Source organism: Pseudomonas sp. OA65, assembly GCF_017498305.1.
GTDB classification, from domain to species: domain Bacteria; phylum Pseudomonadota; class Gammaproteobacteria; order Pseudomonadales; family Pseudomonadaceae; genus Aquipseudomonas; species Aquipseudomonas zanjanensis.
The window spans coordinates 37,977-54,502 of record NZ_JAGDEZ010000039.1 but is presented as its reverse complement, the minus strand read 5'-3'; the positions used below and the strand labels follow the sequence as shown (position 1 = coordinate 54,502).

3 protein-coding genes are annotated in these 16,526 nt (G+C 65.3%); all 3 read right to left on the bottom strand.

The genetic code is table 11. The features are described 5' to 3' along the window. Positions 1–810: 810 nt before the first annotated feature. From J3361_RS24175 to J3361_RS24165, 3 genes are read right to left on the bottom strand one after another with little or no spacing between them, the layout of a single operon-like run. The gene (locus J3361_RS24175) at positions 811–2,457 is read right to left on the bottom strand and encodes a cyclic peptide export ABC transporter (protein ID WP_207966648.1); all 1,647 of its coding nucleotides are present in this window, start codon (positions 2,455–2,457) and stop codon (positions 811–813) included. 1 nt (position 2,458) lies between these two features. Next, positions 2,459–6,292, bottom strand: coding sequence for a non-ribosomal peptide synthetase (locus J3361_RS24170; RefSeq protein WP_207966647.1), 3,834 nt, complete (start codon positions 6,290–6,292; stop codon positions 2,459–2,461). Continuing rightward, positions 6,289–16,476 carry a non-ribosomal peptide synthetase gene (locus J3361_RS24165; RefSeq protein WP_207966646.1) on the bottom strand — a complete coding sequence of 3,396 codons (10,188 nt, stop codon included), beginning with the start codon at positions 16,474–16,476 and terminating at the stop codon, positions 6,289–6,291. The genes J3361_RS24170 and J3361_RS24165 overlap by 4 nt, the downstream gene beginning before the upstream one ends. Positions 16,477–16,526: the final 50 nt, after the last annotated feature.

The window sequence follows — 16,526 nt, the reverse complement described above, 5'->3', positions numbered from 1 at the left end:
CTCACTCCGGCATTGCTCCGTGGGCCGCCGCGAAGGGCCATCCATGGCCCAGCGCGGCTATCCCGGCATCCATGCCGGGATGCCCACTGCGCAATGCCTGCGTTCGGCCATCGTGGTTAACGGGGCGTCGAGATCAAGATCTAAAGCAAGAGCAAGAGCAAGAGCAAGAGCAAGAGCAAGAGCGGGGTACAAGCCGACATTTTATGTGGCTGAGCCGCCGCTATCGCGAGCAAGCTCGCTCCCACATGGATTATCGGCAACCACAAAAATGCACATACGCCGCAGAACCCTGTGGGAGCGAGCCTGCTCGCGATGAGGCCGGCACATCCAACATCACCGCAAACTGACACATCGTCTTCGCGAGCAGGCTCGCTCCTACAGGGGAAACGCGGTCTCACCAAGAACCAGGTCGGCTGTTAGGCCGCCTCGTGGTGGACGTTGATCTCGGACGCCCCGTTAACCACGATGGCTGAACGGAGGCGTTGTGCAGTGGGCAACCCGGCATGGATGCCGGGTTAGCCGCGCTGGGCCATGGATGGCCCTTCGCGGCGGCCCACGGAGCAATGCCTTCGTTCAGGCATGCCGAGCCTAGGCGAGGCACCGAGTGGTGGGGCAGAGCGTTTTTGGTTACTTTTGGCTGGTCCGGCTCCCGGCTCTTCCAAAAGTGACCCGCTGTAAAAGCGGAACCATAAGTGGCCCTTACCGCAGCAACGGATATGCACACTACCCCAAAAACAACAGCGCTTTTCATTTCTGAAACAAGCGCCGTTTTTCCTAAGTCAACAGCACTACCCAGTGTTCAGGATTTCCTCAAGACAGCATTTCGACCACACGCATCGCATCAGCCTGTGGGGCGACTTCGCTGAGCTTACCCTGTTCGATGCGGATCAACCGGTCGGCCAGGCCGAAGTAGGCGTCGTCATGGGAGATGACGATCAGCAGTTTGCCGCGCTCGCGCAGGTCCGGCAGGATCCGGGTGTAGAAAAAGTGCTTGAACACCGGGTCCTGGTCAGCGGCCCATTCGTCGAACAAATAGCAGGGGCGATCATCCAGATAGGCACTGAGCAGCGCCAGGCGCTTGCGTTGCCCAGTGGACAGCGCCAGCGTGGTCAGCTTGCCTTCCTCGATTTGCACCTTATGGTCCAGTTGCAGGTGGACCAGGTAGTCCTGTGCCTGTTTCACCAAGTGCGGATCATCGCCATCGAACAGGTTCTCGAACAGGCAGAAGTCGGTGAAGATCGCCGAGAAGTGCTGCCGGTAATGGTGGTTGTCATTGCTCGAGGACACTTGCTCGTCGAGCATGATCTCGCCGCTTTCCGGCCGGTACAGCCCGGTCAGCAACAAGGCCAGGGTGGTCTTGCCGCTGCCGTTGCCGCCGGTGATGAACACCACTTCGCCGGCATTGAGGGTGAGGTCGATGGGCCCCAGGGTGAAATGCCCGTCCTCGCGCTCGCGGTAGTAGGTGTGGGTGACCTGGCGGCACACCAGGCTGCGCACCTGGGTCGGCGAGATGGTGTCGTGGGTCTCGTCGGCGGTCTGCATCTCGCCTTCCAGGGCGCGGATCTTGTTCAGGGCCACGCTGGCCCGGCCGAGGGTCGGCAAGGCATGCATCAGCTCGGACAAGGGCGTGATCATGTAGAGGATCGCCAGGATATAGCCGGTGACCAGACTCGCGCTCAGGTCGATGAAATGCGGCGCGGCGAACAGCACCACGCCGATCAGCAGGTAGAACACGGCATTGCCCCAGTTCAGGACCAGGGCGTAGATGCTCATGCCCCGAACAAAATCGCGGCGGTATTGCTGGCTCACCGGTATCAGCAGGCGGGTGAAGAAGTGCTGCCGGCGCGGATGGTTGAGTTGCAGTTCCTTGCTGCCATCGGTGAGCAGGCGGTATTGATTGAACAACTGGTCCTTGAGCTCGCGAGCACGAGAGATCGAGGTCAGGGCCCGGCGTTGCGGCCAGTGAAAGCTCAGGCTGCCCAGGGCGATCAGCAGCAGTGTCAGGCCGAGCAATGGCATGCTGAGCCAACCCAGGTAAGCGAGGCACGCGGCGATGATCCCGACGTTGACCAACAGGATCGGCACCAACTCCACGGCCTGGCTGATGGTTTGCGTATCGTCGGTGAGCATCGCCAGCAGGCGATGCTTGCCCAGGCGCTGCAATTGCGCGTAGGGCGTGTCGATCAGCTTGGCGCTCAGGTGCAGGCGCATGTCGTTGACCGCGGCCTGGCCCAGGCGCAGCAGGCTGATGTCGGAGATGATCCGCGACACCGCGACCAACACCACCAGGCCGGCGAAGAGCAGGCCATCCACCGGGCGCAGTTTTTCGAACACCTCCAGGCTGTGGTTGATGTTGGCGATCAGGCCGGCTGCTGCGAGGCCGCAGGTCAGACCCGTGAGGGTCGCCACCAGCAGTGCGCGCCAAGAGCGTTTAGCCATGAGTAACAACAGATCCATTTCAAACCGCTCCGTGTGTAGCAATGGCCGTGAGACGCGCCGCCAATTGTTCGTGCAGGGCGCGTTGCTCAAGGATGGTCAGGTGTTGCGCTGCGATGACCTCGCGGGTCAACGGCCCACTGCTGAGGTCTTCCCAATGCGGGTCGGCGAACTCATCAGCCTGGGCCAGGGTATCGCTGGCCCACCAGACATGCACCGGGCAGCTCAACCGTACGGGCTTGAACGTGGCCAGCAGGTGCTGCGTATGCTGCTGGTAGCGCAGCCGTGTTTGCAAATGTTCCCAACTGTCACCATCGAGCTGCAGGCCCTGTTGCCGTGCCCACTGGACCAGTTCCGGCAGGCGTGCCGCCGGGGGCAGGGCGTCCAGTTGCGCCAGCAACGCGTTCATGATCGGCGTTGACAACTGGCGCAACACGGCTTGGCTGTCCAGCGTCAGCGCTTGGGAGGCTGACTCCAGCAGCGCTTCGACACTGTCTTCCGGCGCTTGATGCTGGTATTGCGAGTCGATGATACCGAGAAACGCCACTTCTTCGCCCTGGCTTTCCAGGTGCGCGGCCGCGGCAATCGCGAGCAGCCCGCCGAGGGAGAACCCCAGCAGGTGATAAGGTCCCTGGGGTTGCTGTTGGCGCAGGTGCTCGACGTAGCACGCGGCAAGGCTCTCAATATCGCCGCCCAGCGTGGTGCTGTCGTCGGTCAGGTACGCTGCCTGCAAGCCCCACAGGTGCCAGGACGCAAGCGGCGCCAGCAGCGTGCGGTAATCCTGCACGTGGCCGGTGGAGGGGTGGAAGCAGAACAGATTGGCGGCTTCAACGGCGTTGGGCGCCGACAACCGCACCAGTGGCGAAAGCTTGAGCTCGGCCTGCACCAACGCCGCAAACGCCGAGACGCTCGGGGCATTGAACACCGCATTGACCGTCACCGGTGCCGACAGTGCGGTCTGCAAGCGACTGGCGAGCGTCACCGCCGCCAGGGAGTGGCCGCCCAGCTCGAAGAAGTCGTCGTCAATGCCCACCCGTTCCAGGCCCAGCACCTGTGCCCAGACCTCGGCGAGCAGGGCTTCCAGCGGTGTGCGCGGCAAGGCGCTGCCGACCGTGTCGAGGACTTTGTCGGCCCATTGCTGCAAGGTCTTGCGGTCGAGCTTGCCGTTGCCCATCAGTGGCAACGCCTCGACGATCCGCAGGGTCGGCAGCATGTAGTCCGGCAAGCAATCCTGCGCCTGGCCATGCAGCCGCGAGACCGTGGTCGAATGCCCGGGCGTCAACGTCATAAAGGCGAACAGTTGCTGGCCGAGCTCGCCCCGGGGGATGCACTCCACCGCAGCCTGAGCCACGCCGGGAAGGCCGGTCAGCTGTGCCTGGATCTCGTCGAGCTCCACGCGGAAACCGCGGATTTTCACTTGGCGGTCGGCGCGCCCGGTGATTTCCAGGCTGCCGTCATGGCGATAGCGGGCCATGTCACCGGTGCGATAGAGGCGTTCACCTGGCCGGTGGGCCAGTTCGATGAAACGTCCGGCATTGTGTTGTGCGTCCAAGTAACCGCGAGCCAGTTGCGGGCCGGCGATATACAGCTCGGCGCTCTGCCCGGGAGCGGCCAGCGCTTGCTGCTCGTCGAGCAGGTACAGGCGCATGCCGTCGAGGCGGTCGCCCAGGGGCAGGCGGCGATAGTCCATGGCCGGTTCGGTTTTGTGCATCACCACGCCCACGGTGGTTTCGGTCGGGCCGTAATGGTTGAAGACTGTCAACGCCGGCGCGAGGTTGCGAATGCTTTGCAGCAGGCGCCGCGAGCAGCTTTCGCCACCGAGGATCAATTGCTTGCGCGGCAACACCGCAGCGCTCTGAGCGTGAATCAGCCAGGCGTCGAGCAACGATGGCACGACCTTCAGGTGGTCGATCGGGTACTGCGCCTGCCAGGCTGCCCAGGCTTGGGCGTCCATGGCCGCTTCCTTGTCCAGCAGGTGCAATTCGCCGCCGCTGAGCAGCGCCGGGAACAGCAACGTGTAGCCCAGGTCCGCGGCGAGTGAAGTGACCACCGCACTGCGTTCGCCGGCCGCCAGTTCCAGGCGTCGGGACACGCTGGCGACATAGCTGGCGAGCTGCCGATGCTCGACGATCACGCCTTTGGGCGTGCCGGTGCTGCCGGAAGTGAACAGCACATAGGCCGCGTCCTGGCCTTGGACTTCGGCGTCGATTGCCGTGGCAGGTGCTTGCTGCCAAGTCGCTTCTTCACGCAGGTCGAGGCTGCCGATGCCGGGCAACGCGGGGGCACTGCCGGCCGAACCGCTGAGGACGAAGACCGGCTGGGCCTGTTGCAGGATCGCCAGGGAGCGTTGCGCCGGCTGATGCACATCCAGGGGAACGAATGCCGCGCCGCTCTTGAGCACGGCGAGCATGGCCAGGACCATCTGCGCCGAGCGGTCCAGGTACAACGCCACGCGATCTTCGCGACCCACGCCCTGGGCGCGCAGGTAGTTCGCCAATTGGTCGCTGCGGGCCTGCAATTGGGCGTAGCTCAGTGGCCCGTTGTGGTCGCGCAGGGCCAAGTGGTCCGGGAACTGCGCGGCACAGGCATCGAAATCGGCCGGCACGCTGGTAAACGGCAGCACGGCGACATCGTCTTGCAGGGTGGCCAGCGTCGCGGTGAAGCTCGGCGCCTGCATCGACAGCTCGGCCAGGGGCTTGTCGGGGTGGGCGAGGGCGTCGAGCAGCAGCGATTGCAGCTGCTCCAGCAGGACCTGTGCGGCTTGTTCGCTGTAGCGGCCCGGCAGGTGGCAGAGGTTCAGGCGATAGCCGCCAGCGCTGGTCTCGGCCACCAGCAACAGCTCCATGCCCGCGGGGATGGCTTGTGCGTCCAGCACCGTGAGGGTCGATGCCAGGCTGCCCAAGGTGTCGAGTCGATCGGGCAACTGACCACCCCACTGAAAGCCGTACTGCGAAGCCTCGACCGGCAGTGCAGCGCTGACGCCGCAGTATTCCTGCCATTCCGTGGCTTGTTCGCAAAGCGCTTGCAGGTCTGCCAGCGCCTGGGAAAAAGCGCTGCCCGCCGGGGGTTGCCAGCGTAGCGGCAGGGGCTTGGCGAACAAGCCCCAGCAGTCGGCGAGTTCCTCATAGTCGTCGCGGCAATCGTGGACCCAGTTCAAGATCAGTGCCGGGTTGTCAGCGGTGCTCAGGCGTTGCAACAGTACGCCCCAGGCCGTCATCAGGACCTGCTCGGGCGAGGCGTCGTGACGTTGGCAAAAGCCGTCGAGGGCGACGCTCAACTGTGGATTGGCGCTCAGGCGAGTGGTCACCGGGGCGCCGGGGCGGTCGCTGCGTACCTGGCGGTAGAGCAACTCGCCGGCGGCCGGCTCGTCCAAGGCCTGGCTGGCCCAGAAACGCCGGCCAGGCTCGGCGTCTTCATCGGCCTGCAATTCGTAGAGCCAGGCGCTGTACTGGGTATAGGTCATGGCCTCGTCATCCACCGTCGGCGCATCCGTCGAGGCCAATGCCTGCACCAGGCGCAGCAGGGTCCCGCGATCCGCGCTCAGCGCCGGCAGTTGCAGCGTCACCCGGTGGCGATCGTCGCCGACCGCGTGCGCCTCGACGCTGATGGCGTCCGCGGCCATGACGGTGGATTCCACCACTTGCAACGGCATCAGCAAGCCCGGTTCAGGCCGCACCCGCAGGCGCAGGGCTTCATGGCATGCGTTCAGGGCGACGAGCCGTTGACGCAGGCGCTCCAGGGCCAACGGGCCCGTTATCTCCAGTTCCAGGCGCACCGCGGGCAACCCCGCCAACCATTGGCTGCGTTGTTGCGGCGACAGGGCGAAGGCTTCTTCACGTTTCTCGAAGGCGCTCATGCTTGCACCTCCGCAGCCGGCGCAAGCTGTGCTTCGGTCAGTTGTTCACGGCGCATCATCTGGCCCATGGCGACGCAGATCTTGCGCTCACCCTCGAAGGGATCCCGAGCGTGGGCCACCAGCATATTGTCCAGCATCACCATGTCACCCTTTTGCCAACTGAAACGTACCGCGCAGTCTTCATAGGCCTCGCCGATTACCTGCATCACGGCGTCTTCGATCACGCTGCCGTCGCCGTAGTAGACGTTGCGGGGCAGGTGCCCGGGGCCGAACAGGCTGATCAGGTTGCTGCGCACTTCCGGCTCCAGGCAGGCGGTGTGGTGCAGTTGCACCTGATTGAAGAACGACAATTCCCCTGTGTCGGGATGCGCGACGATGGCCGGGCAGTGCTGGGCGATCCGCAGGTTGTCGGCCCCCAGCCACTCCCAGCGCATGCCCGATGCCAGGCATTGGCGCTCGACCTCCTCGCGCTGTTCGGTCTTGAAGAAGTCTTGCCAGCGCACATCCAGCTTGTCGGTGAAGTGCCGCACGTAAAGCAGGCCCAGGGCCTTGAAGCGAGCGACGATGTCTTCGGGCAGGCGCGCCAGCACCTGCCGGCAATCGACGATGGGCGTGCAGCCGCCACGTGGCGCCGGGGTTTCGCAGTAGAACCATTGCTTGCGTGGCCACTGCGGCAGATGGGAGCTCTCGTTGTGGAAGAGAATCATGTGCTGTTCCGGGTACGGCGTGGAGTGGTAGATGTTCTTGCCGGAAGTGTTTTTTGGCAGGTCGCCGTAGGTCCCGTAGAGGTCCGGCTCGATAGCCTGGGCGAACTGCTCGAAAGCGGCGGCATCCGGCAGATTGAAGCCGCGGAACAGCAGGCCGCCGTGGGTCAGCAGTTGGGCGTTGATCCATTCCCGGGCTTGCAGCGCCCAGTGCACCGGGTCCAGGTCGCCGAGCAACGGCTCGATCACCAACGGCAAGGCTTGCCCGGCGTCGAAGGTGCGGGTACGGACCTGCTCGTGAGCCACCTGGCTCACGGCGGTTGCGCGGGTCTGCTTGAGCTTGCTCAGTTTCGACTGTTTGCGCGCGCTGCGGGCCGAAGCGTCGTCGAGCGGTGAATCAGGCGTGGCGCCAGCGTTGCTGCCTTCAAGGCGCCACGACCACTGCTCCAGCGCTTGCGCCGGGGTCGCGACGAGCTGTTCCAGAAGATGCTCGAAGCCTTGTTCGAGGCGCTGGATGGTCTGCGCTTGCAACACGCTGGTGCGATACACCCAGCGCACGTTCAAGCCTTGTTCTTCGTCTTCTTCGACAAACACGGCGAGGTCGAACTTGCTGCTCTCCTGGGGCGATACCAGATGTTCCACCTCAAGGTCCGGCAGGCTGGCATTGCCACTTGGCGTGTTCTGCATGACGAACAGCACCTGGACCAATGGATTGACCCCTGGCGTACGGGGCGGTTGTAACTCTTCCACCAGTTTGTCGAACGGCACTTGCTGGTGCTGGAACGCCGACAGGCAATCCTCGCGCAAGCGTTGCAGGCGCGCGTCAAAGGTTTCGCCTTCGCTCAGGCGGGCACGGATCGGCAGCACGTTGACGAAGAACCCGATGAGGTGTTCCAGGGCCGGATGTTCGCGGTTGGCCAGGTCGGTGCCGACGATGAAGTCATTGGCCCCGGTGGCCCGCTGCAACAGGCTGTTGAAGGCATTGAGCAGGACCATGAACAGCGTCGCCCGTTGTTCCTGCGCATAGGCCTTGAGCACCTGTGTCTGGGCCCCGGTGAAACGTTGCTCCAGGGCCGCGCCCTGGTAGTCGGGGCGCGCCGGGCGTGGCTGGTCAAGCGGCAGCGGGATCAGGGTAGGCGCGCCGTCGAGCTGGCGACGCCAGTAGTCGATGGCCCGGCCCAGCAGGCGCTGTTGCGCTTCGCTGCGTTGCCAGTAGGCATAGTCGGCGAACTGGATCGGCAACACTGGCAGCACCGGCGTCGAGCCGCTGGTGCGGGCCTGGTAGCCGACGATCAACTCCTGCATCAGGATGCCCATGGACCAGGCGTCCGTGGCGATGTGATGCAGCACCAGTTGCAGCACGTGATCGTCGCTTCCCAGGCGCAGCAGGTTGGCGCGCAGCATCGGCGCCTGTTGCAGATCGAACGGGCGCCCGGCCTGTTCATCGATCAGGCGTTGCAGGGTTTGCGCCTGTTCCGCGCTGGCGAGGTGACTCAGCTCGGTCGGTGTCAAGTCGACCATCGGCGCCGGGCTGATGACTTGGCAAGGTTGGTCGCCGTGGAGGTGGAACGCGGTACGCAAGGACTCATGGCGTTCGAACACCGCTTGCAAGGCCCCTTGCAGGGCCGCGACGTCCAGCGCGCCACGCAGCCTGACGGTGGTGGTCATATTGTAGGCGGCGCTAGGGCCTTCGAAGCGATCCAGGAACCACAACCGTTGCTGGCTGTAGGACAGCGGCAACGGTTGATTGCGCGGCGCCAGGGCGATTTCGCTGTCGCCATCGGCCTCGGTCTGGGCGTCGCGCTGCTGATCCACCGCGTCTGCCAGCTGTTCGAGGGTGCCACGCTCGAACAGCGTGCGCAGCGGCAGGTTCACGTTCAAGCGACGGCGAATCCGCGACAACACCTGGGTGGCCAGCAATGAGTGACCGCCGATGGCGAAGAAGTCGTCGTGCACACCCACGCTGTCGAGGCCGAGAATCTCTTGCCAGAGTTCGGCCAGGACCTGTTCGGTCGGCGTGCGCGGTGCCATGGATTGTGCCTGCGCCGTCTCGTCCTGGGGTATGCCCAGGGCGGCGAGGGCACGACGGTCGACCTTGCCATTGGCGTTCAGTGGCAATTGCTCAAGGGCCAGCCAACGAGCCGGGACCATGTAGCTTGCCAGTTGCTGGCCCAGGTAAGCGCTCAAGGCCTGTTGCGTGGACTCGCCGCCCAGGTCGGCCGCTTCGTCGAGCACATACCAGGCCACCAGTTGCAACGCGCCACGGGCATCGGGCAACGCGAGCACCGCCGCGCTGTCCACGGCCGGGTGCTGCATCAGGCGGTTTTCGATCTCGCCCAGTTCGATGCGGTGGCCACGGATCTTCACTTGCTGGTCGCGACGGCCGAGGTATTCGATCACGCCATCGGCGCGCATCCGGCCGATATCACCGCTGCGATACAGGCGCGCATCGGCCTGGAACGGGTGCGGGACAAAGGCTTCGCGGGTGCGTTGCGGATCGCGCAGGTAGCCGCGACCGACGCCGACACCGCCGATGCACAGCTCACCCGGCACGCCGATGGGAACCATGCGCAGGTCTGAATCGAGGACGAACACCTGGTTATTGGCGGTCGGCTTGCCGATGGGCATGTGCAGGCAGTCGTCGGCCGGCGCTTCGGTGATGGGGTAGAAGGCGACGTCGTCCGAGCACTCGGCGGGACCGTAGGCGTTCATCAACGCAATCGCCGGGAAGCGAGCGAACCAGTCTCGCGCCAGGGCCGGTGGCAATGCCTCTCCGGTGGGCAGGAGCCAGCGCAGGCTCGCCAGGGCGTGGTGCGCCTGGCTTTCCTGGAGCATGCCGCGAATCAGCGCCGGTACGGTTTCCAGCAGGGTCAGTTGATGTTCTTCAACGGCGTCGAGCAGGGCCACGGGGTCGTGGGCCTGGGTATCGGGAAGAATGTGCACGGTGGCGCCGAACAGCGGCGCGGCGAGGAACTGCCACACGCTGATATCGAACGCCGGCGAAGCGGTCTGGGCAATCCGGTCGTGCTCACCCAGGCCCAGGCTCGGGACCTTGCCGAACATGTTGTTGAGCATGCCTCGCTGTTCGACCATCACGCCTTTTGGCGTACCGGTGGAGCCCGAAGTGAAAATCACGTAGGCCAGTTGCTCAGGGGTGTGGGCGTAGGTGACGGGTGGTTGCTCGCTGCCTTGCCAGAGCGCCTGGGCGATCAGACAGGTGGGTTGCTTGTGCATCTGCGGCAGGACGTTGTCCAGTGCCGCGGTTGCGTCTTCGCACACCAGCACCAGCGGTGCTTCGCCCAGGTCCAGCAGTTCCGCCAGGCGAGCGTGGGGCTGTTGGATATCCAGCGCTTGGAACGCCGCGCCGACCTTGAGCGTGGCGATCATCATCGTCAGCAGGGCCAGGCCGCGCTCAGCGAACAGCGCCACCAGGGTTTCCGGGCCCGCACCGGCGGCTTGCAGCGCATGGGCGATGGCATTGGCGCGACGGTCGAGTTCGGCGTAGGTCAGCGATTGCCCCTGGCAGATGGCGGCCAGGTGTTGCGGGCGACTGCGCACTTGCTCGGCGAACAGCGCCGCATAACCGCGCTCCAGGGGGAAGTCGATGTCGCTGCGGTTGCAGTCGATCTGCAACTGCTGGCGTTCGGTCTCGGACAGCATGTGCAAGCTGCCCAGGGGCGCCTGCGGTGTCTCGAGCATGCCCGAGAGCAACTGCACCAAGTGCCCGAGCATGCGTTGCACGGTGTCCGTGGTGAAACGCTGGCTGTCGTAGGACAGGCGGATGCCCAGACGGTCGCCGGGGTACAGCACCACCGTCATCGGGAAGTTGGTATGCACGCGGTCTTCATAGATGTCGATGCTGAAGGCATCCAGTTGCACGCTGCTGATGTCCAGCGGCGCGTTTTCGAACACCACCAGGCTGTCGAACAACTGTTGGCCGCGCGGCACTTGGCTGCAACGCTGGATGTCCACCAACGAAGCGCTTTCGTGTTCGCGCAATTGCGCGTTGTGTGACAGCAGCGCTTGCAGCCAGTCGGCCACTGGCGCCTGCGGGTCGACATCGATGCGCAGTGGCAGGCTGTTGATGAACAGCCCGACCATTTCTTCTACACCGGCAAGGTCGGTCGGGCGACCGGCGACGGTCACGCCGAACAGCACGTCGCGGTTGCCGCTGTAGCGCGACAGCAACAGCGCCCAAGCGCCCTGGATCCAAGTGTTGGGTGTCAGTTGGTATTGCTGGCACAGCTGCTGCAGGCGCTGGGTCTGGGCGATGCTCAGGGTCTGGTCGAAGTCGCCGACCTGTTCCGGTGCCTGCTCCGGACGGGCCACCGGGCCGTCCACATGCAGCGGCGTTGGCTCGCTGAAACCGGCCATTTCGGCTTGCCAGAACGCGTGGGCGGCAGCCATGTCATGGCGTTCCAACCAGCTCATGTAGCCGCGGAACGAGCGCAGGCGTGGGCGGGCCACCGGCTCCTGGCGCACGATGGCCTGGTAGATCGCCAGCAGGTCTTCCATCAGCAGGCCGAAGCACCAGGCGTCGGTCAGGATGTGGTGGAAGCTGCGCACCACGGCGAAGCGTCGCTCATCGAGTTGGAACACCCGCAGGTGGGTCAACGGCGCACAGGCCATGTCGAAACCTTGCAGGCGTTGTGCTTCGAGGGCCTGGTCCATCGCCAGGCGCTGTTGTTCTTCGTCGAGGTGGCGCAAGTCCTGCCAGTCGAACGCCCGGTGGGTTTGGCGATACACACACTGCAGCGGCTCATGGTCGTCCTGCCACCAGAAGGCGGTGCGCATCATCGGGTGGCGCTCGAGGAACAGCTGCCACGCGGCTTCCATCGCCGGGCGCTGCAAGGCCCCGTCCCAGCTGTAGCGTTGCTGCATCAGGTAGATGCCGCTGTGGGGTTGCAGCAGGGTGTGCAGGAGCATGCCTTGTTGCATCGACGACAGCGGGTAGACGTCTTCGATGTTCAGCCAGTCCAGCGGTTCGGCCGCCAGGGTCGCCGCTTGCTTGTGGCACAGCGGGAAGGCCTGGCTGGCCGGGCGCAGGTCGGCTGCGCTGGCCAGTTCGGCGAGTTCGCCCAGGCGTTGTGCAAGGCGTGGTGCCCAGTCGGCGGCGAGGGTGCCTTGGCTGCGTACGTGCAGGCAGTCATCCTGCCACCAGGCGTCCAGGGTCAGCGGGCAAGTCGGCGTCGTCAATGGGCTTGCGGCTTCGACCTGGGCCAGGATGCCGCGTTCTTCGCGGTGGCTGTCGAGGTTGCCCAGCCAGCGGATGGCGACCGATGCCGCGGGCAGGTCGCGCAGCGGTTCTTGCAGGTAGGTGTTGTCCGACAGGTAGCGCAACGCGCCATAGTCGACGCCGTGTTGCGGGTAGGCGCGGATCTGCGTGGCCAGTGCCTGCAAGCGTTGCAGGAGGCTGTCGCCTTCGGTCTGGAGAAAGTACGGCACGGCCAGGGCCAACGGGCCCATGATGCGTGCCGGATCGAGGTCGGCCAGGGCAATCGGCGCATCGACCGGCAGGCGCTCGGCACCCGGCCGCGCATCGTGCACGCTCAGGGCGACCAGGCCATCGCCGCACGACTCGCGGCACTGTTCGGCCACGGCAGCAGCCAACAGGCTGTTCCAGTCCAGTTGCAGCACTTCGCCCAGGCGCTTGAGTTCGCCTGAGGTGACGGCTGGCAGGGTTTGTTCGTTCACGCTGGCCGGCTGCTGGCTGTCCGGCAGTTGCAGCGGTTCCACGCCGGCGTATTGCAACCAGTGTTCCCAGGCCTCGTCCAGGGCATCGCCCTGGGCATGGGCCAGTTGGTGCCGCGTCCACTGGGTGAAGTCGCCACCGGCGTAGGACAGGCGAACTGGCCGCTGATAACGCAGTTGCGCCAAGGCCAGGTTGAGGTCAGCCAGCAGCAGCGACCAGGACGCTTCGTCCAGGCACAGCGGATGTGCGGCCAGCAGCAAGGACTGCTTGCCGTCCACCTCCAGCAGGTTGGCATACAGGCTTTGGCCGGCGTCCAGTGCGAGCGCGTCGACACCGGCCTGGGCCAGGGTTTGCAGGTGTGCCGGGGCGCAGGTCGCCAGTTTCTCGGTGGCGATCACCGGGGCCTTGGCCGCGACCAGGACCCGTTGCTGCCACTCGCCCTCCGGCAGGGCCTTGAGCGCCAGGCGCAGGGCCTGGTGATGTTGCTGCAAGGCGTTGATGGCCTGGCTCAGCAGGTCGCTGTCGATGGCCTGGGTCAGCGCCACGCAACGCCAAGTGGCATGCAATGGCCCTTGTTGCAGGCGCGCCAGTTGCCCGGCGGCCAACGGCAGTTCATAGCCATCGGCACTCTCGTGCGCCACGCCCTGGCTGGCATCGGCGCCCAGTACGCGGGCGATGTCGGCGATGGTGCGGTTCTCGAAGAGCTGGCGGGGCGTGAGTTTCAGCCCTTGCTGGTTGGCACGGGCGATGATCTGCAAGTTGATGATCGAGTCGCCGCCCAGGGCGAAGAAGTTGTCGTGCACGCCGACACGTTCCAGCTTCAGGACGTCTTGCCAGATGGCGGCCAGTTGCGCTTCGACTTCATTGCGCGGGGCAACGTGGGTGGCGCTGTCGTCCGTGGGTTTGTGCGGGAGCGGCAAGCGCTGCACATCGACCTTGCCGTTACGGGTGAGGGGCAGTTCGTCGAGGGTGATGAAGTGCGCCGGCACCATGTAGTCCGGCACCCGCGCACCCAGGTCGTTGCGCAGTTTCGTCGCGGACAGCGACTGGCTGGCGACGAGGTAAGCCACCAGGCGCAGGCTGCCGTCCAGTTCCACGGCGCGGACCAGGGCCTGTTCGATCAGCGGCGACAGGCGCTTGATCTGCGCTTCGACTTCGCCCAGCTCCAGGCGATTGCCACGGATCTTGACCTGGCTGTCGACCCGGCCGAGGAACGCCAGTTGGCCGTCCACTTGCCAGCGCACGCGGTCGCCGGTGCGGTACCAGCGTTGCTGGTCCGCGTCGAGGTGGAAGCGTTCGGCGGTCAGGTCCGGGCGGTGCAGGTAACCCCGCGCCAAGGCGCCGTTGATCAGCAGCTCACCGGACACCCCGGTGGGCACCAGGCGACCGTTGGCGTCCACCACTTGCAGTTGACGATTTGGCAGTGGCCGGCCGAGGGCGATGCTGCGCAGGCCCGCCGGCAGTTCGGTGGCAATCGCCCCGACCGTGGCTTCGCTCGGCCCATAGTGGTTGAACACCCGCAGCCCTGGCGCCAGGCGGTTGACCTGCTCCAGCAGCGCCGGGCTGAGGGCGTCGCCACCGAAGACCAGCAGGGCGCGCGGCAACAGGCGGGCATCGGGCAGCGCCTGCAACAGGCCGGCCAGGTGGCTCGGGGTAATCTTCAGCACATCCACCGGGTGTTGGTCGAAGAGTTCGGCCAGTGCCAGGGGACTGAAACCGCTGTCTTCATCCACCAACAACAGGCTGGCGCCGCTGCACAGGGCGCCGAACAGTTGGGTGTGGCCCAGATCGGCGGCGATGCTCGACAGCAAGCCGTAGCGGGCCGCCGGCGGCGGGTTGAGTACCGCGTGCACCGCCGTCAGGTAATCGACGATGGACTGGTGCTCGACCACCACACCCTTTGGGGTGCCGGTGGAGCCCGAGGTGTAGATCACGTAGGCCGCGTCAGTCGGGCTGTGGGGCACGGCCGGTGGTGTGTCTGGCTGGGCGGCGATGGCGTTGGCCTGTTCCGCCAGCCACAGCGTCGGCGTGTGCTCGGCCAGGCCGTTGAGCAGGGGCGAGGCGGCAGTGCCGATCAGCAGCGCGGCGCGGCTGTCCACCAGCACATCGGCGAGGCGCCCGGCGGGCTGCTTGAGGTCCAACGGCAGATAGGCGGCGCCGGCCTTGAGGGTGGCCAGCAGGGCGATCACGAACTCGGCGCTGCGTTCCAGGGCCAGTGCCACGACGCTGTCCTGGCCGATGCCCTGGGTGCGCAAGTACTGGCTGAGGCGGTTGGCCTGCTGGTCCAGTTCACGGTAGGTCAGGGCGACCTGACGGTCGTGAACCGCCAGGTGTTCCGGGTTGGCGGCCACTTGTTGTTCGAAGCGCTGGTGCAGGCATGCGGAAGGCACCGGCAGTTGCGCGCCGCGCCCCTGCGCGAGCAGTTGCTGGCGTTCTTCAGGGCTCAGCCACTCCAGCTCGCTGACCCGGCGCTGCGCTTGCGCCGTCATCGCCAACAGGATGGCGCGCAACTGTGCCGACAACACCGCGACCTCGGCATCGCTGAAGCGACTGCGGTCGTAGCTGATCAGGTAGTGCAATTGTTTGTCTGGCACCACGATCAGCGACAACGGGAAGTGGTTGCGGCCTTGGGTAAGGGTGATGCCGTCGACCTGCTGGTCGTTGCTCGGGGCACTGAAGCTCAAGCCGCCGGTGTCCTGGTTGAGCGCGTCGGTGACCGGGAAGTTCTCGAACACCAGGATCGAGTCGAACAGCGCCTGTTCGGCGGCGATGCGCGTCATCGACTTGAGCTTGCCCAGCGGCAGGTAGGCGTGGTGGCGCAGATCGCTGTTGGCTTGCTGCAAATGTTGCAGCCAGGTCACCAGCGTCGGCGCGTCGGCCCATTGCACGCGCAGCGGCAGGGTATTGATGAACAGCCCGACGGTGCTGTCCACCGCCGCCAGGTTCTCCGGACGACCGGCGACGGTGACGCCATAGACCACGTCGTCACGCCCGGCGTGTTGGCCAAGCAGCAGAGCCCAGGCGCCTTGGATCAGGGTGTTGATGGTCAGGTCGTGCTGGCGGGCGAAGCTCGCCAGCTGCTCGGTTTCGCTGGCCGTCAGCAGGCTTTCCCGCTCGGCGAACGGTGCTCCCGCGGGCGCAGGGTGGCGTACGGCGAAAGTGGGCAGCGGCGTTGGTTCGCTGACGTCCTGCAACTGCTCGCGCCAGAAGCCTTCGGTGGCGGCCATGTCCTGTTCCGCCAGCCAGGCGATGTAGTCCCGGTAAGGGCGGGTCGGCGCCAGGTCGGCGGGGCGGCCATGGGCTTGTTCGTAGTACAGCGCCAGCCATTCCTGGACGGCGATGCCGACGCTCCAGCCATCCATGAGGATGTGATGGAAGGTCCAGATCAGGTGCCAGCGTTCGGGGGCCAGACGTACCAGGCACACGCGCATCAGTGGCGAGTCATTGAGCTCCAGCGGTTGTGCCCGCTGCTCCTGCGCCAACTGTTCCAGCGCGGCCTGGGGCTCGGCGCGGTCTTGCCAGTCCAGTTCGGTCAGGGGCAATGGCACGTCCTGTTGCACCACCTGATAGGCATCGTCCAGTTCTTCCCAGAGAAATGCACTGCGCAGCACGGCGTGGCGCTGCATCAGCGCCTGCCAGGCGCCGCGAAACGCGCTCAGTTGCAGCGGGCCGTTCATGTCCAGGCTCAATTGCTGGTAATAAACCCGCGAATCCGGTTCATAGACGCTGTGGAACAACAGGCCGTGCTGGGTCGGCGAAAGGGAGTAGATGTCTTCGATGTTGTTCATGCTTGCTTGGTCCATTTCAAAGTCTTGAAAACTCAAGTGAGTCGATCCAG